This window comes from Bartonella sp. B41 (assembly GCF_053795765.1).
Genome location: NZ_CP200037.1, coordinates 215088 through 240342 on the forward strand (window position 1 = coordinate 215088; position 25255 = coordinate 240342).

The 25255-nt window shown below is 36.5% G+C and carries 20 protein-coding genes and 2 pseudogenes; 14 read left to right on the forward strand and 8 right to left on the reverse strand.

Annotation, left to right across the window (positions count from 1 at the left end; translation table 11 throughout):
* Positions 1–5 precede the first annotated feature (5 nt).
* Both V4P54_RS00815 and V4P54_RS00820 read left to right on the forward strand, forming a co-directional pair.
* A complete protein-coding gene (locus tag V4P54_RS00815) occupies positions 6–419 on the forward strand; it encodes a (deoxy)nucleoside triphosphate pyrophosphohydrolase (RefSeq protein WP_455477272.1) in 414 nt (137 codons plus the stop codon).
* Positions 420–802: 383 nt separating this feature from the next.
* Entirely contained in the window at positions 803–2158 is a 1356-nt protein-coding gene (locus V4P54_RS00820; RefSeq protein WP_455477273.1) for an L-cystine transporter, read from the forward strand.
* A 96-nt stretch (positions 2159–2254) separates the two neighbouring features.
* On the opposite strand, the pseudogene V4P54_RS00825 reads toward V4P54_RS00820, so the two are convergent.
* Positions 2255–3061, reverse strand: a pseudogene (locus tag V4P54_RS00825) (methyltransferase domain-containing protein); the annotation flags it as partial.
* A 182-nt stretch (positions 3062–3243) separates the two neighbouring features.
* On the opposite strand from V4P54_RS00825, the pseudogene V4P54_RS00830 reads away from it, so the two are divergent.
* Together V4P54_RS00830 and grxC are read left to right on the forward strand one after the other, a co-directional pair.
* A pseudogene (locus V4P54_RS00830) lies at positions 3244–4034 on the forward strand (ComF family protein).
* Positions 4035–4082: 48 nt separating this feature from the next.
* Entirely contained in the window at positions 4083–4340 is a 258-nt protein-coding gene (grxC, locus tag V4P54_RS00835; protein ID WP_455477274.1) for a glutaredoxin 3, read from the forward strand.
* A 22-nt stretch (positions 4341–4362) separates the two neighbouring features.
* Here the strand turns inward: grxC and ubiG are convergent, their stop codons facing one another.
* Complete coding sequence (ubiG, locus tag V4P54_RS00840; RefSeq protein WP_455477275.1) at positions 4363–5106, reverse strand: bifunctional 2-polyprenyl-6-hydroxyphenol methylase/3-demethylubiquinol 3-O-methyltransferase UbiG; 744 nt, start codon at positions 5104–5106, stop codon at positions 4363–4365.
* A 197-nt stretch (positions 5107–5303) separates the two neighbouring features.
* On the opposite strand from ubiG, the gene V4P54_RS00845 reads away from it, so the two are divergent.
* On the forward strand, positions 5304–6560 hold the full coding sequence (locus tag V4P54_RS00845; protein WP_455477276.1) for an aspartate kinase: 1257 nt from the start codon (positions 5304–5306) through the stop codon (positions 6558–6560).
* A gap of 385 nt (positions 6561–6945) precedes the next feature.
* Here V4P54_RS00845 and nhaA read toward each other — a convergent pair whose 3' ends face one another.
* Positions 6946–8304, reverse strand: coding sequence for a Na+/H+ antiporter NhaA (gene nhaA, locus V4P54_RS00850; protein ID WP_455477277.1), 1359 nt, complete (start codon positions 8302–8304; stop codon positions 6946–6948).
* 159 nt (positions 8305–8463) lie between these two features.
* Positions 8464–10155 carry a hypothetical protein gene (locus V4P54_RS00855; RefSeq protein WP_455477278.1) on the reverse strand — a complete coding sequence of 564 codons (1692 nt, stop codon included), beginning with the start codon at positions 10153–10155 and terminating at the stop codon, positions 8464–8466.
* A gap of 372 nt (positions 10156–10527) precedes the next feature.
* Between V4P54_RS00855 and V4P54_RS00860 the strand changes: the two genes are divergently transcribed.
* The 8 genes from V4P54_RS00860 to V4P54_RS00895 all read left to right on the forward strand — a co-directional run bounded on the left by V4P54_RS00860 (position 10528) and on the right by V4P54_RS00895 (position 17865).
* On the forward strand, positions 10528–12300 hold the full coding sequence (locus tag V4P54_RS00860) for an SLC13 family permease (protein WP_455477279.1): 1773 nt from the start codon (positions 10528–10530) through the stop codon (positions 12298–12300).
* Between the two features lie 482 nt (positions 12301–12782).
* A complete protein-coding gene (locus V4P54_RS00865) occupies positions 12783–13454 on the forward strand; it encodes a tetratricopeptide repeat protein (RefSeq protein WP_455477280.1) in 672 nt (223 codons plus the stop codon).
* A 5-nt stretch (positions 13455–13459) separates the two neighbouring features.
* Positions 13460–14878, forward strand: coding sequence for a ribosome biogenesis GTPase Der (gene der, locus V4P54_RS00870; RefSeq protein ID WP_455477281.1), 1419 nt, complete (start codon positions 13460–13462; stop codon positions 14876–14878).
* A gap of 295 nt (positions 14879–15173) precedes the next feature.
* Positions 15174–15599 carry an AtpZ/AtpI family protein gene (locus V4P54_RS00875; RefSeq protein WP_455477282.1) on the forward strand — a complete coding sequence of 142 codons (426 nt, stop codon included), beginning with the start codon at positions 15174–15176 and terminating at the stop codon, positions 15597–15599.
* A 7-nt stretch (positions 15600–15606) separates the two neighbouring features.
* The gene (locus V4P54_RS00880) at positions 15607–16365 is read left to right on the forward strand and encodes a F0F1 ATP synthase subunit A (protein ID WP_455477283.1); all 759 of its coding nucleotides are present in this window, start codon (positions 15607–15609) and stop codon (positions 16363–16365) included.
* A gap of 54 nt (positions 16366–16419) precedes the next feature.
* Positions 16420–16650: a F0F1 ATP synthase subunit C gene (locus V4P54_RS00885; protein WP_006589457.1), complete on the forward strand. Its 231-nt coding sequence runs from the start codon at positions 16420–16422 to the stop codon at positions 16648–16650.
* Between the two features lie 139 nt (positions 16651–16789).
* The gene (locus V4P54_RS00890; protein WP_455477284.1) at positions 16790–17356 is read left to right on the forward strand and encodes a F0F1 ATP synthase subunit B; all 567 of its coding nucleotides are present in this window, start codon (positions 16790–16792) and stop codon (positions 17354–17356) included.
* 11 nt (positions 17357–17367) lie between these two features.
* Positions 17368–17865 (forward strand): F0F1 ATP synthase subunit B, encoded by a 498-nt coding sequence (locus V4P54_RS00895; RefSeq protein ID WP_455477285.1) that lies wholly within the window; start codon positions 17368–17370, stop codon positions 17863–17865.
* 127 nt (positions 17866–17992) lie between these two features.
* On the opposite strand, the gene glyS is transcribed toward V4P54_RS00895, so the two are convergent.
* From glyS to V4P54_RS00915, 4 genes are all read right to left on the reverse strand, one after another.
* Positions 17993–20206, reverse strand: a complete 2214-nt coding sequence (gene glyS, locus V4P54_RS00900) for a glycine--tRNA ligase subunit beta (protein WP_455477286.1) — start codon at positions 20204–20206, stop codon at positions 17993–17995.
* Positions 20206–21150 (reverse strand): glycine--tRNA ligase subunit alpha, encoded by a 945-nt coding sequence (locus V4P54_RS00905; protein WP_455477287.1) that lies wholly within the window; start codon positions 21148–21150, stop codon positions 20206–20208. Before V4P54_RS00905 ends, glyS begins: the two co-directional genes overlap by 1 nt.
* Before the next feature lie 106 nt (positions 21151–21256).
* Positions 21257–22948 carry a tetratricopeptide repeat protein gene (locus V4P54_RS00910; RefSeq protein ID WP_455477288.1) on the reverse strand — a complete coding sequence of 564 codons (1692 nt, stop codon included), beginning with the start codon at positions 22946–22948 and terminating at the stop codon, positions 21257–21259.
* A 93-nt stretch (positions 22949–23041) separates the two neighbouring features.
* Positions 23042–24058, reverse strand: coding sequence for a polyprenyl synthetase family protein (locus V4P54_RS00915; RefSeq protein ID WP_455477289.1), 1017 nt, complete (start codon positions 24056–24058; stop codon positions 23042–23044).
* A gap of 255 nt (positions 24059–24313) precedes the next feature.
* Between V4P54_RS00915 and V4P54_RS00920 the strand changes: the two genes are divergently transcribed.
* On the forward strand, positions 24314–25105 hold the full coding sequence (locus V4P54_RS00920; protein ID WP_455477290.1) for a tRNA1(Val) (adenine(37)-N6)-methyltransferase: 792 nt from the start codon (positions 24314–24316) through the stop codon (positions 25103–25105).
* Positions 25106–25255: the final 150 nt, after the last annotated feature.

The following is a 25255-nucleotide window of genomic DNA, read 5'->3' on the forward strand; positions in this document are numbered from 1 at the left end:
GATATATGGGTATAAGAAATCCACTTCTTCTTGTTGTTGCATGTGCATTATTGGATCAGGATAATCGTATTTTGCTTACTGAACGTCCTCAGGGAAAATTTCTGTCTGGTTTGTGGGAATTTCCTGGTGGAAAGGTAGAACAAGGAGAAATTCCAGAAGTATCATTGATTCGTGAATTAGAGGAGGAGATTGGCATTCATGTACAGCAGAGTAATTTGCAACCTCTAGCATTTGCGAGCCATGGCTATGAAACGTTTCATCTTTTAATGCCATTATATCTTTGTTCTCATTATGAGGGTGTTGTGCAAGGACGAGAGGGGCAAAATTTGAAATGGGTTTTTGTTGAGGATCTTGATAAGTATCCTATGCCTGACGCTGATAAGCCACTGATTAAGGTATTAAAAAATCTTCTTCTTTAACATATTCTAAAAAGAGTACAACAGACAAATAGCGATTTTGTTCTTGTAAGATAACAGCGTAACAATGACTTGAAACAATTGTATATATGGCTTTTCAAAATTTTGTGATTGAAAAAAATTGGTAAATTCTTCCTGAAAATGACTCTTATGGTTGCCAGTGAGAATTTTTATTCCTATGCAATAAGCTAATTATTAAATTTTATGTTCTTGAAACAGCCGTTAATTAGATAGAAAAAAGTTCTCTTTTAGTACATCTATTAAAATAGTACATAAATTTTAAAAAATAATGATTTTATAAAGGCTAGGTAAATCTTATATTTATGCATTGATTTTAAGCTATAAATTATTTTCAATATAAAACACAATGATGGCAGGCACGAAAAATGATACTTAATTTTTTCATTAATTTATTTCTATTTATTATTTTTTTGTTATGTATTTTTCAAAGCAATAAAATGAAATGGAATTTTTCGAGTCGTGTTATATTTGCTTTGATTAGCGGCTTAATTTTCGGAGGTATATTGCACGTTATTTATGGAGATGGTGAACCCACTCTGTTAAAATCTGTTGAGTGGTTTAATGTTGTTGGAGAGGGCTATATACTATTATTGCAAATGATTGTAATGCCTTTGGTGTTTATTTCTATTGTTTCAGCAGTTGCTCATTTACATTCTGTTGATTCTATTGGAAAAATTAGCATTATGACAATTTCAATGCTGCTTTTTACAACTGCTTTTTCAGCATTTGTTGGTGTTTTAACCGTTAACGGATTTGGATTAACTGCAAATGGCTTGATATCTGGTGGGGAAGATATGTCTGCTGTTCTTGGGTCTCGTTTTGCTCAGATTGAGGATATGAGTATTCCTGAGATGCTTTTGTCATTTATCCCTAAAAATCCATTTGCGGAGCTGAGTGGGGCTAAAAGAACGTCAATCATTGGTGTTGTTATTTTTTCGGCTTTTTTAGGAGCGGCGGCTGTTCTTTTAAAGAAGGATGATCCAGATAAGGGTGAACAGGCTCTTTCGCTTATTCGGGTTGTACAATCTTGGATCACGCGGTTAGTGCGCTCTGTTATTTTTTTGACTCCTTATGGCATTTTTGCACTTATGACAAAGGCAGCAGCAACTTCAAAAATTGAAGATATTTTGAAAGTATTTCTTTTTATTGTTGCTTCTTATGTTGGTATCATCACTATGTTTGCTGTTCATGGCATACTATTAAGCATATCAGGAATTAATCCATTTCGTTTTTTCAAAAAAGTTTTACCTGTTCTGACATTTGCTTTTAGCAGCCGTTCAAGCGCTGCGAGTATTCCATTAAATATTAACGCGCAGGTAAAGTTGGTTGGTGTTCCGCAATCAATTGCAAGCTTTTCAGCTTCTTTTGGTGCAACAATTGGACAAAATGGTTGTGCTGGTCTTTACCCAGCAATGCTTGCTACTATGGTAGCTCCTTCTGTAGGGATTAATCCTCTTGATCTTAGTTGGATTGCTACTCTTGTCGGTGTCATAATACTAAGTTCTATTGGTGTTGCTGGTGTTGGTGGGGGAGCTATCTTTGCAGCATTGATTGTATTGCCAATCATGGGGCTTCCTGTTTCTTTAGTCGCTGTACTTATTTCTGTTGAACCTTTGGTGGATATGGGACGTACAGCTTTGAATGTAAATGGCTCAATGTTGGCTGGAGCTGTAACAAGTCAGATATTAGGTGTAACGGATAAAAGTATTTTAAAAAAATAACTTTCTTATTGAGAGCCATAGAATTTTTATTTTTGTTATTAAAAAAATATCCACGAGAGATATCTTATTAAAGCGTATCGATATTGTTTTGGGCTAATTTTTGTTAGGAGTCCAACCAGATAGCCAAATAAATGAGAAGTGTGCACGAATGCGACCATCTGGATCGCTAAAATGTTTTGCATAAATTTCGGAAGCTCGGAAAAAGAAGCGCTTGGATACAGGACGACGTGAACGATTAATGAGTGCGTTTTGCATTCCCATAGCTCTAAGATCATAAATAAGGTCAAACATTGTATTATAGCGTACGGTAATTTCTTCAACGTCTACTACGGGAAAGGTAAAGCCAGCACGCTGTAAGAGATCACCTGCATCACGAATATCAGTAAAGGGATAAATTCTTGGGCTGGCTCCACCATAAATTTCACTTTCAGCTTGCAATAGACTTTCGCGTAATTCTCTTAATGTACCTGTTCCTGTTATAGCTGCTAGGAATAGCCCATCTGGTTTAAGGATATTTCTTATTTGACTGAGAACACCAGGAGTATCATTGGTTAGCTGCAATGAAAGAAGAGAGACAATAAGGTCGCAATAATGCTCAGGAAAATTAAGAAATTCTCTATGACATGTATGAAATTTTCTGTCACAACTCTGATAAAGTGTATCAGTTTCGACGCGTTCTATAGAATGGACTTTTCCAGATTTCATCAAAGCTTGTGCAGCAAGATCCGTATGACTATGTAAATCTAAGCCTAATGCAAATATACGATTAACAGTACTGAGACGTTTATAGAGGTCTTCAGCCATACACGATAGCAGAAAGTCGTGTCCCTCTTTTGCTTTTTTGAAAGCACGCCTACGGAATTGTTCAATACGGTTATGATCAAAAATTAGAGGATTTGACATATCATTGAGTGCTTTCGATTTGTGGTTATATATTTTAAGAAGTTTTATTCTTTGGACAGCTATGTTAAGTTTACGATATTCAAAATAAGTCTATAAGATATGAGAATTTTAAAAGGAATTAAATTTTGCAAATTTAAAAATACTAAAAATATTCTTGCAAAGAAAAATTATAAAAACGTCAAATGGCTGTGTTATGTTTGCGAAAAATGGATTTAAGCAACGGTATATATTGGGTAAGTTTATTGAACGTTTAATAACAATTTTATATCCGTCTATTTGTCTTGGATGTAGGCAAATGGTTTCTGCTTATGGTACGGTTTGTTATGAGTGTTGGAAAGATTTGCAGTTTATAACAAAGCCTTATTGCCCCGTTATGGGAATTCCTTTTGTTTGCGACATGGGAGATGGCTTTCTTAGTGGTGAAGCTATTCAAACTTCTCCTCCTTTTTCACGTGTTCGTTCAGCTATTATTCATAAAGGGATAGCAAAAATTTTGGTAACACGATTGAAATATTGCGATCACATAGAGTTAGCATCTTTTATGGCCAACTGGATGATGATTGCTGGGCGCGATATTATTGATGATTGTGATGTGATTGTTCCTATACCTTTGCATTCTCGTCGTTTTTTATGGCGTCGTTATAATCAATCTGCGGAGCTTGCTCGTTATATTGCCGCAAAACAGAAAAAAAAATTCAAGCCCAGGTGGCTTGTGCGTTACCGACATACACGTCCACAGGTTGATTTATCTGCGAAAGAGAGAAAACTTAATGTAAGAAATGCCTTTGAAGTTCCTCGCAAAGTAAAGAAATTTCTAAAAGGGCATTCTATTTTGTTGGTTGATGATGTTTTCACAACGGGTGCAACAGTTACGGCAGCAGCTTCAACATTGAAGCGTGCAGGCGCACGACAGGTAGATGTCTTAACATTTTCGCGAGCTTTGGAACATCTCTCTATTCTTCCTAGTTCTTGATATATATTTAAAAATGGATTCTGTATTAAAAAATCGGAGAATAATATTATGAAAGAGATAGTAATTTATACACGTCCAAATTGTTCTTATTCTATGAGAGCGCGTGATTTACTTGACAAAAAAGGTGTAATATACACGGATATTGATGCATCAACTTCTCGTCGCCAAGAAATGGTGCAACGAGCGAATGGGCGTAATACGTTTCCACAAATTTTTATAGGAGACTATCATGTTGGGGGTTGCGATGATCTCTATGCTTTAGATGCCAATGGTAAACTAGATTCTTTGTTGAAAAACACAAAATAGACGCGAGTTATTATATGCAATACTAAGGGCGTTTTATAAGAAGTAAGTAATTAACATCCATATCTTTTGAGCGATTCCAGCTATTATATAATGGATTATAGGTGATGCCTATTTCATCGATGATAGTTAGGGCGTTTTTTGATAAGAGATCTTTAAGTTCTTTTGGCTTCAAGAATTTTTTGTAGTCATGGGTTCCTTTAGGAAGCCAACGCAAGATATACTCAGCGCCTACAATGGCAAGTCCCCATGCTTTCCAAGTACGATTTAGTGTTGAAATAAACATCAGACCTTGTGGTTTAAGCATTTTTGCTGTGGCTTCTATGAATAGATCAACATCAGAAACATGTTCAACAACTTCCATATTAAGGATCACATCAAATTGTTCTCCTTCTTCAGCTAATGCTTCTGCAGTGGTAGTACGGTAGTCAATGAAAAGATTATTTTGGTTTGCATGTGTTTTAGCAACTTCAATATTAATTTGTGAGGCATCAGCTCCCACAACCATGGCGCCGAGATGTGCCATTGGTTCGCATAGCAAACCGCCTCCACAACCAATATCAAGAAGTCTTAAACCTTCAAAAGGTGTAGATGAAATGGGATCTCTATTAAATGTTAAACAGATTTTTTCTTTAATGTAGGCAATACGCGTTGGATTGAGCTGATGGAGTGGTCGAAATTTTCCTCTAGGATTCCACCATTCATCTGCAATTCGTGAAAAGTGATCAATCGCATTTTGATCGATAGTGGTGTGTATTTTATTTGTCATAATGGCTCTCTTTATAATTTTCTAATTATCAAGTCAGACAGATTTTTTTTAAAGTCAAGAGCAAATTAATTGCAACATGTTAGACTTGCGAAAATGGAAGATATTGGGTATGTCGAAGAGGTTCTTGGTCGGTATGGTGGAAATTTATTTTCGTTGATATTTAAGATAAAAGATACAAAAAGGTAAGAGTATTATTGATGGCACGTATTGTCATGAAATTTGGTGGGACGTCTGTAGCAAACATTGAGCGTATTCACAATGTTGCGCGACATGTCAAAAGAGAAGTTGATGCGGGTAATGAGGTTGCAGTTGTCGTATCAGCAATGGCTGGTAAAACTAACGAGCTTGTCCAGTGGGCGCGTGATGCTTCACCAATGCATGAGGATACTCATGAGTATGACGTAATTGTTTCTTCTGGTGAACAGGTAACGGCTGGTTTATTGGCTCTGACACTCCAGTCTATGGGAATAAGTGCTCGTTCATGGCTTGGTTGGCAAATTCCTATTCACACTGATAATACACATGGAAATGCGCGAATTATAGATATTGATGGATCGCTTTTGATACAGCATATCAAGGCAGGTCAGGTAGCAGTTATTGCTGGTTTTCAGGGTTTGGCTCTGGATAATCGGATTTCTACTTTGGGACGTGGTGGATCAGATACAAGCGCCGTTGCAATGGCAGCAGCTATTCGAGCTGATTGTTGTGATATTTACACAGATGTGGACGGTGTTTATACAACAGATCCACGTATAGAACCAAAGGCGCGCCTTTTACCAAAAGTAGCTTTTGAAGAAATGCTGGAAATGGCTTCTCTTGGAGCAAAAGTTTTGCAAGTTCGTTCTGTTGAGTTAGCTATGGTTCATAAAGTTCGTACTTTTGTGCGATCAAGTTTTGAGGATCCCGATGTTTTTGATATAGGTGATCCAATTAAATCTTCTGGAACACTTATTTGCGATGAGGATGAAATTGTGGAACAACAGAATGTTACTGGTATCGCTTTTGCTAAGGATGAAGCGCAAATTTCATTGCGAAGACTTTCGGATCGTCCAGGTATTTCTGCAGCAATTTTTTGCCCGTTAGCTGAAGAGCGTATCAATGTTGATATGATTGTTCAGAATATTTCTGAAGATGGATCTAAAACGGATATGACTTTTACTGTTCCATCAGCTGACGTAGAAAAAGCTGTTGCGCTTCTCAAAAAAAATCGTAATGAAATTGGTTTTGATGTTATTCAATCTGAAACTGGTCTTGCAAAGATTTCTGTTATTGGTATTGGAATGCGAAGTCATGCAGGTGTAGCTGCTACGGCGTTCAAAGCTTTAGCTGAAAAAAGTATTAATATTCGGGCAATTACTACCTCAGAGATTAAGATTTCTATTTTGATTGATAGTGAATATACTGAGCTTGCTGTAAGAACTTTGCATGCTGTTTATGATCTTGATAAGGGATAAGCAAAGTTTCTTGAATAATATTGAAATATTTATACGCTTTGAGGGTAAAATTCTGTATAATGGACTTCTGCAAGAAAAAACCTTTATCATACTCATACCAATTGTATTTTTATACAAGAGTGGACGTGCAAGTATAAAATTTGTGTCATAGAGCTTAAAACGGTTTTTTTTAGGTTATTTGAGACGTATAATTATGTATGATATAGCTCTATGGGACAGATGTTATTCCATCTGAAATAATCGTTTAGAATTTATACCAAAGTGATTTCAATTTCGCTTTTATAAAATAAAAGACGCTAAGCATAAAACACTTGGAGTGAACACCATAGAGATATACACTTAGCTTAAAGCATGTGCAAAATTTTGATATATGAATCTTGCCTTACTAAGAATTCTTGGGCATTTTTTTATTGCGTTTAATGTAAACAATTCCATATCCAAGACCGATAAGAGCGGACAGTCCAGAACCACAAAGTACTCCAATTTTTGCAGAATCAAGAAGAATTATATCTTTGAACGCAAGCATCGCAACGAAGATAGACATTGTAAAACCAATTCCAGCTAAAAATCCGATCAGTAGTACGCCTGCCCATGTTGTATTAGGGGGCAAACGACACAACCCTGATTTTACTGCCAAATAGCTTGTCGCTATAATACCAAAAGGTTTTCCGATACATAATCCAATAACAATTCCAACAACAATTAAGAGTGATTTGCTAGAAGAAAGATCAAAGTTTGCAAAGCTAACACCAGCATTTGCAAAAGCAAAAATTGGCATTATACAGTACGCAACCCATGGGTGTAATATTTTTTGAATACGTGTCACTGGAGCGATGATATCACGTTGTCCTCTGCGCATTTTTTTTAATGCAGTTGAGATGTGATGCAGATCCGTTTTTATATTTTTTTCTTGAAGAATTTGCATTGCATTGTTAAGCATCGTAAGTGGAGCTACGAGGGTACGAGTTGGGAGAACTGGAGTCATCATACCCAAAATTACACCAGCGAGCGATGGATGAACACCTGTTATCATTAATCCCCACCAGATAATTGCACCAGGTAAAATATAGAGCCATGCCGATGCAAGCCCAATCCATTGAAAAAATAACACCAAAATAATTCCTATTGATGCAATGGCTAAACCACTAAAATCAAGGTTAGTTGAATAAAAGAAAGCGATGATAAGAACGGCAATGATGTCATCAATAATCGCTAAGGATAAGAGAATTATGTGGAGATTAGAAGGAATTCTTTTTCCAAGAAGAGCCAGAATACCTAAAGCAAAAGCAATGTCGGTAGCTGTTGGAACCGCCCAACCGTGAGCATGCCCACCATTTAAATTAAAGCAGAGGTAAATAATTGCAGGAAGGCAAACTCCACCCATTGCTGCAACAATTGGCAAAATTGCTTGTTTAAAGTTAGCAAGAGCACCTTCGTAAATTTCACGTCGAATTTCCATTCCTGCTACGAGAAAGAAAACAGTCATGAGGGCATCATTGACCCAGAAATGCAGATCCCATGATATGGTAAAATTACCAATATTAAAGCCAAGAGGCGTATGCCAAAAACTTTGATAGAAAGAAGAATATTGAGAATTAGCAAAAATAAGTGCTGCAGTTGCTGCCAATAAAAGAACAACACCACTAAGAGCTTCTATGTGAAGAAAACGCTCAATAGCAGAAAGTGCTCGATTTGTGACACGAGAAGCGCGATTGGGAACGCGATGTGATGATGGATTAGACATGATGAATAACTCCAAATAATCGACAATTTCTCTAACATGCATCTCTTGTACAAATTATTACGCATGGCGCTTTATTATAATCGTATACAAAAAAACAAAACAGGAATAAAGCTTTTTAATTTATAGATGCAATCATCTCACTTAAAATTATATTCCTTTTTAAGGGGATGATTCATTTTGGACGGTTAAAGTTACCTTACTTAAAATAGCCGAAAGACCTTTGTGTAAGGTGGTTTTGAAATCATCTATTGTAAGACCTTTGTTATCTTTTGCCGTTATTTTAATTGCCAATGTTTTGGGATTTTTAGCGAAGTCGCCAAAAGACTTCGAAATAGCTTCAGTATTTTCATGATTTTTTAACAACATTCTTGGGCTTTGCATCATAATTAAATAAAAGTAATCATAAAGTTCCTGTTTAAGGTCATGTCGACCATCGTTGAGTTTTTGTGCAAGATACGAAAAAAGCTTATCGATAAAACCGACATCTGTATAGCGTATATCAATTTTTGTTATACCCAAATTTTCAAAGGTAGATATCGTCGCATCTTTTTGCCCAGAGAAAAGTTTTTTATCAACATCAACAAACTGAGCGGATATTTTTCCAAATCCGATATCCTTCACATTAAAGGACATTGCATTAAGAGAGAACATACGTTTTTTTTCATCATAAGAAACATCCAATTCTCCTGAAAAATCTAAGCGGTCAGAGATTATCTTTTCGAAAAAATTTAAATCTTTTTTTCGTATGTTTTTAGGCAATATTGAAAAATTGCTAAGATAAAGAGAAATTTTTTTTGGTATAGGTTGTTCCCACAGGCTTGGTTCGAAGTAAAAAGCATCAAGTGTTGCCTCAAATTTAGGAGTATTAATAGTTGCTTTATCAACTTTTATATCAACAGAAGCAATGGTAGGTAGTATATTTATGAGAAGAGCATTTCGTGCTGTTTTTTCAGCCATCCTATTATTTTTTTTTCTCGCATCAAGATAGTCTTTGATCAATCGCTCAGGATATTGTTCAAACGGTTTCATTTTTAAACCAGATGTTTTAAATTTTCCAAGAGAAAGAGAAACGATTTTTTCTGTTTCTTCAAAAATATTAATGATAAAATCATCAAAGGAAATAGGGCCAGTGATGATTTCTTTCTGGTTTGTAGAATTTCCTTTTTTAAAAACAGAAGAATAGATGTGAATGATATCTACATTATAAGCTTTTATCACATTACTTTTAGATACAAGATGCACTTGTTTATTGCCACTCGCTGTTGTCATTGCAAGTTCCATGTTTTTGATGTCAACAGAACCAATACGACCATTCTTAAAGTCAAAAAGCCGAAAATCTCTTATCCTAACTTTTTCGGTTAATTTATTGCCATTCTTCATAGAAAGAAGTATGTCTTGTGCTACAATTGACGCAAGTCCAATGCGCATAATTGATTGTAAAATTGGGGGTAAAACTGTAGGATCCTTTTCTTTTAAGGATACGCCATTAAGATGAAGTTTTGGAATTTGTACATGAAGATTATTGAGTTTTAAGTCGACATCATAAAGTGTGAAAGTCCCTGGGATAAAAGAAATAGGGGGACGGGCTGAAATAGTGCCAATTTTAAGTGACATGCTAGCAGGAACTGGAACGATGACGTTTGTCAAATTAACCTTTCCCAAAATACTGACTTCAGATGTTTTGGCTCTTATGAAACGACGCGTTATTTCTCGTTTTACAAAGTTATCGAGGTGGGGTTTTGCTATATAAAAACCACCAATCACTGCTGTTGCTAAAATAACAAAAGATACAATAATATACGTCAACCAGCACCTTAGATTGCTTCTGTGCAAACTATTAAAATTGATCATTATTTTCTCTTTCGCTTTTATCACTCTGCATAGGAACGCAAGCATGCTTACTTCCAGCAACGATAATGGATTAAATCATAACACATACAAATTTAACAGTTATTATTTGTTCCTTTTTTCATGTAGAGCTATTTTATTTTTTTTTTCAATATGCTTTTATTAACTTTCACCAATTTTCTTTGGGTTTCAAAATCTTACAAAAAGCTAATATTATGAGAAATGGAATATGATCTAATCATATTTTTTATCTCTTTAAATTATTCTTCTAAGTGTACCCCCTGTCCGCTTTTATCTTGTTGCTATTTATAGGAATAGTTAAGAAACAAAAGATGTGTTACCGTTCATTTAGTTTAACGGGAAGAGATGAGTATCATGACAGAAGATCAAATAATGGCTTTTTCTATAATCGGTATCATGATGGCCGTTTTTATTTGGGATCGATTCCGCTACGATCTTGTTGCTGTTTTTACATTACTGATTGCTTGTGTTGTTGGTCTTGTCAGTCCAAAAGAGGCCTTTAGTGGTTTTAGCAATGATATCGTTATAATTGTGGCGAGCGTATTTGTTGTCAGTGCGACTGTATCTCGCTCTGGTATAATGGAATTTATTATTCAAAGAATATGGCCAGATGTAAAATCAGTACGTCTCCAATTAGCTTTTTTAGTTATTTCTGTTGTAGTTTTGTCAATGTTTGTTAAAAATATTGGTGCCTTAGCTATAATGCTTCCAATTGCTTTTCAGTTTGCTCGTCGTTCACAGACTTCACCTTCTGTTTTTTTAATGCCAATGGCCTTTGGTTCCTTATTAGGTGGTCTCATGACACAGATAGGAACTTCACCTAACGTTGTTATTTCAGCTATGCAAGAGCGTTTGGTAGGGGTCCCTTTTACTATGTTTGATTTTACTCCTGTTGGTGTTGTGGTTGCTGCCGCTGGTGTTATGTATTTGATTTTTTTTTCTTGGCGTTTACCAATGCGTGTACGTTCAGGAACATCATTTGACGATATTATTGATATTCGCAATTATATTTCAGAAGTTCATATTCCAGCAAATTCACCAATTGTAGGTAAAACAATAACTGATCTCGTTAAGGTATCAGGCGGTGAAGTTATGGTGGTTCAAATTATTAGAAATCAAGTGTCTATTTCACCACTACCAGATTTTGTTTTGTCTGAAAACGATATCGTTTTATTGGAAGGATCGCACACAGGATTGGATAGTATAGTTAATTCTGCTCGTTTGGAATTTTCTACTGGACGAATTATTTCAACTGGTGATAAGGATAGTGATATCGACATTGTTGAAGCGGTTATTACGCATAATTCTCCTCTTATTGGCATTAATGCGAAAAGACTCTTGTTGTTTGATCGCTACGACGTAAATTTACTTGCGTTAAGTCGTCAGCATGAAAGGGTTCGAGGAAGACTTGGTGATATTGTTTTTCGTCTTGGAGATATAGTTGTTCTGCAAGGACAAGATACAGCCATCCCAGGTTTATTACGGGAGATGAAATGTTTTCCTTTAGCAAAACGCAGCATTACATTTGGTAATGTGCGACATGGTCTCATATCCCTAGCAATTCTATTCATAGCAATTATTTTTACAACTTTTCAAATTGTTCCAGTCGCATTTTCTTTCTTTTTTGCAGCTGCTGCAATGGTTATTTTTAGAGTTTTGCCAGCACGTGACTTATACCAAGCATTAGATGGACAAATATTGGTATTATTAGCAGCTCTTATTCCAGTTAGTGAGGCGCTAGAGAAAACAGGATGTACAGATCTTATAGGCCATTGGCTTAGCCAATTAGCGGTGTTTTTACCACCGTTTGGAACATTAGCACTTATGCTGATTACAGCTATGTTGGTAACGCCATTTTTGAATAATGCAGCGACGGTTATGATGGTAGCACCAATTGCGTCGAGTTTTGCTCATTCTCTTCATTATAAACCTGAAGCATTCTTGATGGCCGTTGCAATTGGTGCTGGGTGTGAATTTCTTACTCCTATAGGACATCAAAGTAATATGCTTGTGATGGCACCTGGAGGATATCGTTTTAGTGATTATCCGCGTTTTGGCGCTCCATTATCTATATTAATAGTGATCGTTGCAGTTCCAATGCTCATGTGGATTTGGCCATTACAATAGAATATTTTCAGGACTATTGAATATAAAGTACAATAAAGCATCATTGGTAAATGAATGAGAGATAAGGTAATTTTGTCGTGGAGATTTTACGGTATCTTTCTTGTTTTTTTCATTGTAGTTTCACAACGGAGATTTTTGTAAAGTACAATACAAAAGCTGTCTTTAAAAAGGCTTTAAAATACTGTATCGGTTCATGCGAGATTGTGAAAAGTATTATTAGGCTTACCCAAAAGACATGCGTGTTAGAAATGCAGGCATTATTGATTTCCATGTTTGTGCAGAATAATATTAGTATCCATAGGATCTAAAATATAAACTAAAAGAAAGTTATGTCATTTCTGGTTTACGCAATTGCAAAAATTGGTACGATTGTGTCTTAAAGCTAATGATCTGACAATTTTAAGATTTTTAGTTAATTAGGACTACCATATTTGTGTATTTATGCGTAAAAACATAAAAATTATATTTTTAAGGTATGATATATGTCGTATGATAATTTTATTACTGAAGTTGATGCAGAGCTTCGTCAAGAGAAAGCTATTGCTTTTTGGAGACGGTATGGTTTTTCAGTGATTATTGCAGTTATTCTTTTTATATTAGCGATATCTGTTTATCAAATATATCAATATGAGCAAATGAAAAAGGCTGGTCATATTGGCGATACGCTTATGAAGGGTCTCAATTTTGCAGATGTACGTAATTTTGATAAGGCAATGGAACAATTAGAGATTCTTAAAGAGACAAATTTTGGAGGATATCCTTTTCTGGCTCGTTTGCGTGAGGCTTCCTTATTGATGGAACAAGGAAATGCTGTCAAAGCAGTTGAGGTCTTTGATTCTATTGCAGATGATGCAGGTGCGCCAAAAATTTTGCAGAGAATTGCAAAGATTCGGGCAGCTTATATTTTAGTTGATGTAGGAACTTTTGATGACGTCAAAAAGCGTGTTAAAGATATGGAAAGTGATATTGATCCTATGCGTATGTCCGCGAGAGAGGCTTTGGGTTTAGCTGCTTACAAAGAGGGAAATATGGATACTGCAGTCCATTATTTTCAAAAAAATTCTTTGGAAGATATTCAAAAATCGACGATGATAAGTCGGGCGAGGATTATGCTTGATCTTATTCAAGCTGAAGGCAAGGCAACTAAGGAATAAATTTAATGAGCCTTACCATTGCTATAGTTGGCCGACCTAATGTTGGAAAGTCAACTCTATTTAACCGTTTGGTTGGGCAAAAAATAGCTTTGGTTGATGATAGCCCAGGTGTAACACGTGATCGTCGTAGCCATTCAGCTAGGCTTCAAGATTTATGTTTTGATGTAATTGATACAGCTGGATTAGAAGAAGCTGATGATCATACACTTGCAGGTCGTATGCGTTCTCAGACAAAAACTGCTATAGATGAAGCTGACCTTATTTTATTCATGTTTGATGCAAAAATGGGGATAACACAGAGTGATTTAAATTTTTCTTCGTTGATTCGGAAATCAGGGAAACCTATCGTGCTTATTGCCAATAAATCTGAATCAAAAGTGGCAATAGAGGCAGAGTGTGAGGCATGGTTATTAGGTTTAGGTAAGCCTTGTTCAATATCTGCTGAACATGGGCTAGGTCTCACAGATCTTCGTGATGCGATTGTGAATGTTCTTGGCATAGGTGAGGCTTTTGAACGAAGAATTAAAGCACGATGTGCTGTGGCACAGTTTTCTTCTATTGATGATGAGTTAGAAGAAGATGGAGATGATTACAATGAAAGTAAACTTATTCGTATTGCCGTTGCTGGTCGTCCAAACACAGGAAAATCAACCCTTATCAATAAAATGTTGGAACAAGATCGTTTATTAACGGGGGCTGAAGCTGGGCTTACACGTGATTCTATTTCTGTAGATTGGGAATGGCGTGGTCGTCCTATTAAACTTTTTGATACTGCAGGTTTACGTCGAAAGTCTAAAGTTCAGGAAAAATTAGAAAAGCTTTCTGTTGCTGATACTTTACGCACGATTCGTTTTGCTGAGGTGGTAGTGATTGTTTTTGATGCAACTGCACCCTTTGGGAAGCAGGATTTGCAAATTGCTGATCTTGTGATTCGTGAAGGACGGGTCCCCATTATAGCATTCAATAAGTGGGATCTCATAGAAAATGGCCAAATAAAATTAATTGATTTGCACGAAAAATGTTCTCGCCTTCTTCCTCAGGTTCGTGGCTTGAGAGCTGTTCCTTTATCAGGTCAATATGGTCACGGAATTGATAAGCTTATGGAAAATATTACGATGATGCACCGTGTATGGAATTGTCGTATTTCTACAGGAAAGCTTAATAGGTGGCTTGAAACTGTAGTTGCGCATTATCCACCTCCTGTTGTTTCTGGGCGTCGAATTAAGATAAAATATATGACACAGGTTAGGACACGTCCTCCTGGGTTTGTAATTTCTTGCTCCCGACCAAAAGCAATGCCTCAATCGTATTTACGTTATCTTTCAAATGAACTGCGTGATGAATTTAATATGCTAGGTGTACCAATTCGCATATCTTTACGAACATCTGATAATCCTTTTGCAACACGTTCTAAAAAAAAATGAGTTATTTCTTTTAAAAGTTAATGAAATCTACAATAGACATTTTTTAGTATGTTCCTAAATCTTTTATAGAGGAAAGTATGTAGTTTTGAGTAAGATAGCAATGCATCTATTTCAGATTATTAAGACGTCCTAAATGTGTTAGTAATGAAAGAGCTGACGAAATTAAAATGCGTGTTTTCTAAGATAAATTGTGATAGATTCTTTTTGGCGGCTTGACGAATAAATTCGGTAACAATATGTTGCGCGTAGTTTTGTTAGGTAGGTTTGATTTTGCTTTTTGATTAAGGAGCCAATTATGGCGAAGGGTAGTGAGCTTGTTGTGCCACGAAAGGAAACCAAAGGGAAAAAGCAGAAAAATTTTTTTCATCCAGAGGATTTAGAATGTCGTAGTAAGGATTTAGGTTTAGCTTTAATGCGCAAGCAAGCATTCAAAAAGAAAGAGTTTAAGAATAAGAAAAAAGAGCTGCAGGGAGGAATGGCTCGAGCTGTTAAGCTTTCTAGTGATTTCTTGGCGAGTATAATCGTTGGTGTTGTGTTAGGGTTAGGATTTGATAAGCTTGCAGGTTCATTACCGTGGGGGTTGGTGTTTTTTCTTTTTCTTGGGTTTGCTGCTGGCGTGTTGAGTATTCTTCGGTCTGTAGGGTACATTCCCTCTAGTAAGCTAAGACAAAGTGGCGCGTTGCGCCGAGGTAAAAAGGTCGGTAAGAGATCCAATAAATGAGGTTGAAGTGACATCGCACGCTCCAGATCCTATCCATCAATTTGAGATTTTACGCCTGATCAATATTTCTATAGGGAATATGGATCTTTCATTTACGAATGTGTCATTTTTTATAGTAGTTACTGTTGCTGTGACATCGATTTTTCTCTTTATTTCATCATCGAGACGTGGACTAATTCCAACACGAATGCAGTCTATTTCAGAGATAGCATACGAATTTGTAGCATCAATCTTGCGGGAGTCATCAGGTGTTCAGGGAATGCAGTTTTTCCCTTTAGTTTTTTCGCTTTTCACTTTCATTTTAGTTGCTAATTTTATTGGCCTTTTCCCCTATTTTTATACGATTACTTCTCAGATTATGATCACTTTCTCATTGGCTATGTTGGTTATTTTAACGGTAATTGGTTATGGTTTTTATAAGCATGGGGTTAGTTTTTTAAAATTATTCGTTCCAAATGGGGTGCCTATTGTTATTTTGCCTCTTGTTACAATGATTGAGGTTATTTCCTTTTTTTCTCGTCCAATTAGCCTCTCTCTTCGTCTTTTTGCGAATATGCTTGCTGGACATATTACCCTTAAGGTATTTTCTGGTTTTATTGTATCTATGATTGGAGTAGGATTTATAGGCGTTGGTGGTTCAGTTTTGCCACTTATCATGACTGTGGCAATTACTGCTCTTGAGTTTTTGGTTGCGTTCCTTCAAGCTTATGTTTTTACAGTTTTAACTTGTATGTATCTTAATGATGCAGTTCATCCTGGACATTAATAAAATTGGCGGTTTTCCGTCGAACAATGCAATTTCACTTCAAAGGAGAATAATATGGAATTAGTGCTTGCAGCGAAATATATTGGTGCTGGTCTTGCTTGCTTTGGTATGGCTGGAACGGCTTTGGGTCTTGGGAATATTTTTGGCAGCTATCTTTCTGGTGCACTACGGAATCCGTCTGCAGCAGACAGCCAATTTGGTCGTTTGGTTTTTGGTTTTGCTGTGACAGAAGCTTTAGGCATTTTTTCATTGCTTATTGCTTTGTTGTTACTTTTTGCGGTTTAGTTATCTTCAAAAGGGTATACCTGTTTTCTGCGTGGAAGGCAGATTTGCCCTTTCGATTTTTGATAGAAAGAGTGTTATTCTATTATCGTTGGTTTTGAGTAAAAAGATTCAGTGAATTTGTTTGAAAGGATGAAAAAGAATGTTTATTTCTAGTGCTTCTTCACAGGCCACTGAAACGGCAATGGAGCATGTCAAAAATGCAGCAGAGCATGCAGGTCGTGTATTTCCGCCTTTTGATTTTATGTATTTTTGTTCTCATTTTTTTTGGCTCGCTATTTCTTTTGGTTTTTTCTATCTTTTCATTTCCCGTACTATTGTGCCGCGAATTGGTGATGTGATTGAGACACGTCGGGATAGAATCGCATCAGATTTAGATCAAGCGATGCGCATGAAACAAGAAGCAGACGCTACAGTTGAAATTTATGAACGGAAATTAGTAGAGGCTCGTTCGCAAGCTCATATTATAGCACAAGGAGCTGGTGAAGAGATAAAAGAAAAGGCTGAGATCGAACGAAAAGAAATTGAAGCAAGTTTAGAGAAAAAATTGGCAGATGCTGAGAAAAAGATAGTGGCAATCAGGGATAAAGCTATGCAAAATGTTGGCTCAATTGCTGAGGAAGTTGCTCTTGAAATTGTAAAAAAATTGATTGACGTTGACGTTAGTAGAGAGTCTGTTAGTTCAGTTATTAAAGCTAAAAGTCACTGAGGATTATAAGGATGAACGATACTTTTTGGGCTTTTGTTGGGCTAGTTTTTTTTGTAGCTATTTTGATTTATTTTAAAATTCCGAGGATGGCTGTATACTATCTTGATGCTCGGGCAAAGCGGATAAAAGATGAACTTGATGGGGCACTTCGCCTCCGTGAAGAGGCACAGGAAGTTTTAGCTGGATATCAGCGCAAACATGCAGAGGTAGAGAAGGATGCTCAGGCAATCATTGCTGCAGCAAAGCGTGAAGTTGAAGTTATAGTTGCTGAGGCTCGTATAAAAGCAGAGGAGTATGTAATGAATCGTAATAAATTGGCGGAGCAGAAAATTGCTCAAGTGGAGGCTGATGCTGTGCGTATGGTTTCTTCATCTGCGGTTGATTTAGCTGTTTCTGTTGCGCGTGTACTTATAGAGAAGGAATTAGATTCTGAAGATAGAGCAAATGAGCTTATTGATGAATCTGTTTCAGAAGAATTTCTTACAAAAATTAAATCATATCTTAACTAAGATCATTTATCTCAGCTATTCGATTAATTTATATAAAATTTTACGTGCACAGAAATTTTGTAAATTCGTTTTGTGACCTTTTTGAAAAAGCTTAAGGGATTGTATTTATCATTCAATAAAACCAAATTTATGTTGCAAGTTTTGAAAAATCTGCAATTACTTGTGTAACGTCATGGATGTGTTTAAGAAGAGCAAGGCGGTTAGTACGAATATCAGGATTTTTATCGTTTACCAATACTTTTTCAAAAAATACGTTGATAGATTTTCCAAGTGGTATCAGCGCATCGAGTATAGGAACTAGGTTAGTTGTGTTAATGCTGCTACGAATCTTTTTTTCTGCGGTAATCATTTCTTGATAAAGTTGTTTTTCTTCTTCTTCAATAAGGAATGCAGTGCTAATTTTTTCTTCCATTATTACACCTTTTGAGAATTCATTCTCAAGAATGTTTGCAGCGCGTTTCATAGAAGATAAAAAGTAATTTCCATCATTTGTATTTATAAAAGATACGAGTGCTTTGACACGTTGTGCAACTAGCAAAAAATCATCAGCATTTTTGTTTAAGATTGCATCAATAGCATCATAACGAAAACCTTCTTCTTTTAGATAAATTTTCAGACGTTCATGAAAAAAGAGCAACAAATCAGATAAAATATTTTTTATTTTTTCTAAAGATATATTTTCTGATTGCCAAGTTTTTACTGAAAATTCAGTTTTTTGTTGTAAAAAGAGATTTATTGCTAAATTAAAAATTGGCATAAAATTAATTTTCCAGTCGTGCAAAAGCACAAGCCTGATAATTCCTAATGCAGCCCTTCTTAACGCGTAGGGATCTTTTGATCCAGTTGGTTTTTCATTAATGAACCAAAATCCAACGAGAATATCAATTTTATCGGCAAGCGCAATTGCTATAGCAGTGGGTTCTCTTGGGATACGATCTGTTGGTCCTTGAGGTTTATAATGATCTTCAATTGCTTCTGCAACACGAGGATCTTCTCCTTGAAGAAGTGCATATCTTCGTCCCATTATCCCTTGTAGTTCTGGAAATTCCCCGACAACTTCTGTTTGTAAATCAGCTTTTGCAAGTACTGCCGCGCGTTTTACCAATAGAAGATTTGCTTGGACAAAAGGTGCAATTTCTTGTGCCAGTGTAGCAATACGTTCTACTCTTGCACCTTGTGTTCCCAATTTTTCATGGAAAGTGACATTTAAATGGTCGAGTCGTGCCATCCTTTGATCAAGAGGTTTATTTAAATCGAGATTAAATTTTTCAGCAGAGGACTTCAAATATTTTATATCAGATAAATCACGCTGATCCGTTTGCCAAAAATAGAGTGCATCTGAAAGGCGAGCGCATACAACTTTGCTGTTTCCTTTTGACACCTCTTTTCCTTCATCGCATGCAAGAATATTAGAGATGAGAATAAAATGATGAGAGAGTTCGGTGCTTGAATTTTGTTTTCGAGTTACAAAGCACTTTTGATTGGCCTGAATAGTCAAGCGAATGATTTCTGGAGGAATACTGAGGAAGGATTTTTCGAAATTTCCCATAAGGACGACAGGCCACTCAACAAGTCCTGCAACCTCTTCCAAAAGAGCGCTATCTTGAACTAATTCCAGACCGTTTGCGAAACAGAGGTTTTGAGCATCTGCCAAGATAATATTTTTTCTCCTTTCAGCATCCAGAATGACTTTATGAGCTTCAAGTTGGACGATATAATCACTAAAGCGACGGACTTGGATAGGGGTTTCATTGCTTAAGAAACGATGACCGTAGGTTAGATTATTACTTTGAAGGGAGCCAATTGCAAAAGGAATAATTTTTGTTTCACCAATTTCTGGTCCAAAGATACAGAGAATGTTTTTTAGGGGACGAATCCACTTCAGTGTTCCATTTTTTACTGAATCTTTCCCCCAACGCATGGATTTTTGCCATGAAAAATTACTGATAACATTTGGCACAATATCGGCGATAATTTCTTCTGCACTTCGGCCTTTTTTTATGATTTTAGCAACGTAAAAATTACCCTTTTTACTATCATGTACAATTTTCGCTTCAGAAATGTTGCTAAGCCCTGTTGTGCGTAAAAAACCATCAATTACGTGTCGTGGTGATTTTATATTTGGGCCTTTACGTTCTTCACAGACATCTTTTGAATGTGCTGAGATACCGCGAATGTCTAATGTCAACCGACGTGGTGTCCAATATTCACGAGAAGCTTTATAGGTTAATCCTGCATTTACAAGTTGATCTGTTATACGCCTCTTAAGATCGTTAGCAGCTTTTCGCTGCATACGAGCAGGAATCTCTTCGCTGAAAAGTTCAAGAAGAAGATCAGACATTAGATTGTTCCTTTAGTATGTATTCGACCAGCTTCAGTGAGTAAAAAGGCTTCACCACAACGATGCGCGAGATCACGGATGCGCAGGATATAGTTTTGTCGTTCAGTTACAGAAATAACGCCACGGGCTTGTAAAAGATTAAAGATATGACTCGCTTTAATACACTGATCATAGGCTGGAAAAACACAAAAATGTGAATTGTTGTCCTTGTTTGGTTTTCCAGCTTCAAGGAGCGCGATGCATTCACGTTCTGCATCTATAAAATGCTTGTGTAGCAGCTCAGTATCTGCAAATTCAAAATTATAGTGTGAATATTCTTGTTCTGCTTGTAAAAAAATATCACCGTAACTTATTTTGTCTTCTCCATCTAAACCATTAAAGTTAAGATCATAGACGTTATCAATGCCTTGAATATACATTGCTAGCCGCTCTAGACCGTAGGTGATTTCTCCAGAAACTGGTGCGCACTCAATGCCACAGATTTGTTGAAAGTAAGTGAATTGAGATATTTCCATTCCGTCACACCAGCATTCCCACCCCAATCCCCAAGCACCGAGCGTTGGACTTTCCCAATCATCTTCAACAAAGCGAATATCATGAAGTTTTGTGTCAAGACCGATTGCGTGTAAAGATTTTATATAAAGTTCTTGTAAATTTGGTGGAGAAGGTTTGAGAAGAACTTGGAATTGGTAATAGTGCTGTAAACGATTTGGATTTTTACCATACCGTCCATCTGCTGGACGACGAGAGGGTTGTATGTAAGCTGCTTTCCAAGGATTTGGTCCTAATGAACGCAGCGTTGTTGCAGGATGAAAAGTTCCAGCTCCCACTTCCATGTCGTAAGGTTGTAGAATCACGCATCCATAGTGAGCCCAATAATTTTGCAAAGTTAAGATCAGTCCCTGAAAAGAACGTGTAGGGTTAAGATATTCAAGAAGTTTCACGCTTCATACTCTTTTTTATATTTAGTTAATAGACAGCTGCCAAAGGAATTTCATCTGTCGTTATTGTCTATTGTTTCATATGGCCATGGTCAAGCATTGTTGTTCGTTACAAACCAAATTTCAATTTTTCTTGTATTTTTTTAGAGTTTTCTGGTTCTCCATCAATTGCATGATTCCATTGAAATATTGCTTCACGTTTGCGCCCAACTTTCCAATAGGCATCACCTAAGTGATCGTTAAGTGTTGGATCATGAGGCTGCATCCTAACAGCAGTTTCCAAGATTTGAACAGCTTGGTCATATTGTTTAAGTTTGTAATAAGCCCATCCGAGAGAATCCAATATATGACTATTTTGTGATTGCAACTCGTTAGCTTTTTGCAGAATACGAAGCGATTCTTCAAGTTTTTGATTACGTTCAACGAGGGAATATCCGAGATAATTCAGAACTTCTGGTTGGTCAGGAAAAAAATCAAGCGCTTTCCTTAAATCACTTTCTGCTTTTGACCACTTTTGTAAGCGTTCAAAAGCGATACCACGCTGATAAAAAAGTTTCCAATCATCTCGTTTAAAATTTGTTACTCGTTTAATGGCACGATTCATAGTTTGAACAGCATCAGAAAATTTATTTTCTTGCATATAGACGGCAGCTAACGTTATCAAAACGTGGTGATCATTGGGAAATTTTCTTTCTAACGCTTTAAGTAATTTTATGGCTTCATGGTAATTTTTGTTATTTGTGAAAATAAGCGCAAGCAAAAGCTGTCCATCTCTATAATAATGAGAGGTAGGTGGTAAGGCACGATAAAGCTTAATTGCCTGATTAAGATTATTTAGTTTGGCAGAAATGTTTGCTAATTGGAATAGTGCTGCATCATTTTGGGGGTATAAGACTAAAGATAATTGTTTTAAAATGCAGGCAATTCGTCCCGAGCTGTTGTAATTCAAGGCTGTTCCAAAATCATATAATACTTCACTTGCTCCTTGTTGAGGTGTTTGTATCATTCGTTTTAGAGAAGAACCTTTTTCGATTTTTTTTCGGATTATTTTGAGTACATCTCGGCCATATAACGTTTTCTCTCCCTTTTTTAAGGTTTGGATAGCTTGAGTGCGCATTTTATGACGCAGTTGGAATGAGGCATAGGCTACGATAATACGCTCGTAGGTATTGGGAGCTAAAAGGGCGATTTGTCGGCTATTGAGTGCGCGACTGAAGTATTTTTCTGCATTCTGTTCATTTTCAGCTAGGTCATTCATAAGGGCAAGATGATAGTATATAAAAAGGCTATACCACTCAGGACCTTGGATTTTTTCGAGATCAGAGATTGCTTGAGATTGATCTCCAGATCCAAATACAGCCCAAGCGCTGATTAGCTCAGGTATTGGGTTTTTAGCAGCATCAGGAACCTTTTCCTGCATGAGTAGCTTAGCATTTTTATAATCTTTTTTGATAAAATTTTCTACTGACAATGTCAAAGAAACAATGGGAGTAATAACACCCTGTTTTTGCAATTTTTTGGCTTGTTGAACAGCTTCTTTAAACACACCTGCAGATAGCATTGCTTCAAGAATTTCTGTCTGTGTTTCAATGTTATCTGGTTTATAAGTAAGTGCTTTCTTAAAATAATCGATAGCAAAATTTGTCCTGTTTTCATGATTTGCAATTCTGCCAGCAAGGTAAGAACCAGCAAATGAATTTGTACTAATTACGGAGTTAACTTTGCTGTAAGTGAACGATGGTATCAACAAAAGACCCACAATAAAAAGGATAAAAAAGCGAAATATTGTTACACTACGCATAGGGCTAATCCTTCTCATGGTATGAATCGACAGCATGATTTATTAAACCATATCTGATTGTTTTTGTGAAAAATATTATGATTTGGCAAACAATCAGTTTATACGAGAAACACAAAAGTGAACAGTTTCTACCAAAGCATGGTGAGCAGGATTTTGGCTCATCGAAGCAAGAGCATCAATCGCACGTTTTCCATAATTTTTTGCCTGTTTTATTGTATTTGTAAGGCTATCATATTTTTTGATCAAGTGTTGAGCATACAAGAAAGCTTCATCATTATTACTTCCGTTTTCAAGAGCTTCTTTCCAGAATTCCTTTTCCGTTGCGTTGCTTTGTGCATATGCTAGGATAACGGGCATCGTTATTTTCCCTTCTCGGAAATCATCACCTATATTTTTCCCTAGGTATTTAGCAGTTCCGCCATAATCAAGTGCGTCATCAACGAGTTGAAAGGCCAAGCCTAACAATGTTCCGTATTCGCGTAATGCAAAACGTTCTTTATGTCCACAGCCAGAGATAATTGGTCCGACTTCTGCAGCAGCTGAAAAAAGTGCAGCTGTTTTTGCGTTAATGATTTTGAGATATTCTGATTCACTTGTTTCTATATTTTTCGTTGCAGTAAGTTGCATAACCTCTCCCTCAGCAATGACTGTCGCAGCGTTTGCGAGAACGGAAAGTGCGTCTATAGATTCAGCCTCAACCATCATTTTAAAGGCTTGTCCTAATAAAAAATCACCAACAAGTATGCTTGCTTGGTTCCCCCAAATCATGCGTGCGGTGGATTTTCCACGTCGTAAATTGCTTTCATCGACCACATCATCGTGCAGCAAAGTTGCTGTATGCATAAATTCAACGGCTGTTGCGAGTTTTATATGTCCATCATTTTTATAGCCAAACATACAAGCAGATGCTAGTGTGATCATTGGGCGCAATCGTTTTCCACCTGATGAAATAAGGTAATTAGAAATTTCAGGTATCATTTCAACATTTGATTTTGCCATAGAGAGAATGAATTGATTAACGTGCTCCATATCATTCTTAGTAAGATTGATGAGAGGTTGGAGAGAGGTTTGATTATTTCTTACCTGATCTTGTTTTATGGCAACGCTCAATGTATTTACTCCAAGAATATTGCAACGGACATGTATAAATTTTATTTTTGTAGCATAAAGTAAGGTTCTACATTTGATGGGAGTACAAGTCTTAAACGACATTTACAAGGAATATTTTAAAGATCCTAAGTAATATCATTTTTACACAATACAGGGAGAGTTTGAACAACTTTGTTTAAGGTTTAAGCAGAAAGTGAATGGGGGGGATACGGGTTACAGGGATGTAGATTGTAAGAATGAGTATTAAGATTTTTAATGAATAAAACAGCGAATCATAATGATGAAACAATTGATGGATTTCATTGTGGGAGATTCTATTTAGTCCAGCCACGTTTGTTTGGTCATCGCTCCGGTATAGATGCTATGTTGTTGGCTAGTTTGGTTCCTAGTGATTTCAAGGGAAAAATTGTTGATTTAGGTGCTGGTGCTGGTGCAGCAGGGTTTGCGGTTGTTTCACGCTGTTTAGAAGCTCATGTTACATTGGTTGAACGATCAGATTTTATGGCATGCTATGCTCAAAAAACGCTCATGCTAAAACAGAATGAGAAATTTTTTGATCGAATTTGTTTATTAAAAACAGATGTGACTTTCAAAGGTAAAGCGCGTTTAGAAGCAGGTTTGGCGGACAATACATTTGATTTTGCAATTATGAATCCTCCCTTTAACAATCCTACAGATCGCAAAACACCTTATGAACAGAAATTAGAAGCACATGTTATGCCGGAAGCAATGTTTGATGATTGGTTGCGTAGCGCGGCAGCAATTGTTAAGCCAAGCGGATATTTAGGTTTAATTGCACGACCACAGTCTCTTCTCGATATATTGCAAGCTTTGAAAGGGAGGTTTGGTAATGTTTGTATAATTCCTATTTATGCACGAGCATCAACGGCTGCAATTCGTCTTTTATTTTATGCGAAACGGGGAAGTCGAGCAGCCTTGTCTATTTTGCCGTCTCTGGTTATACATGAGAACGATGGCCACACTTTTTCCCCACAAATTGATGCGATCAATAATGGACGGATAAGTTTGTGGGAACTTTTAAAATGATGTCTTGTGTTTTTTTGTTTATTATTTAAATTCAAGTTGACCTTTTAATTTTTTAAAAGGAGGTTTAACTTGGTATTAGTTGGGGTTAGAATTTATCGTTCAGACTTATACGGAATTTTTTTCCGAGTATCTTTTCTCCTCATTGTACCA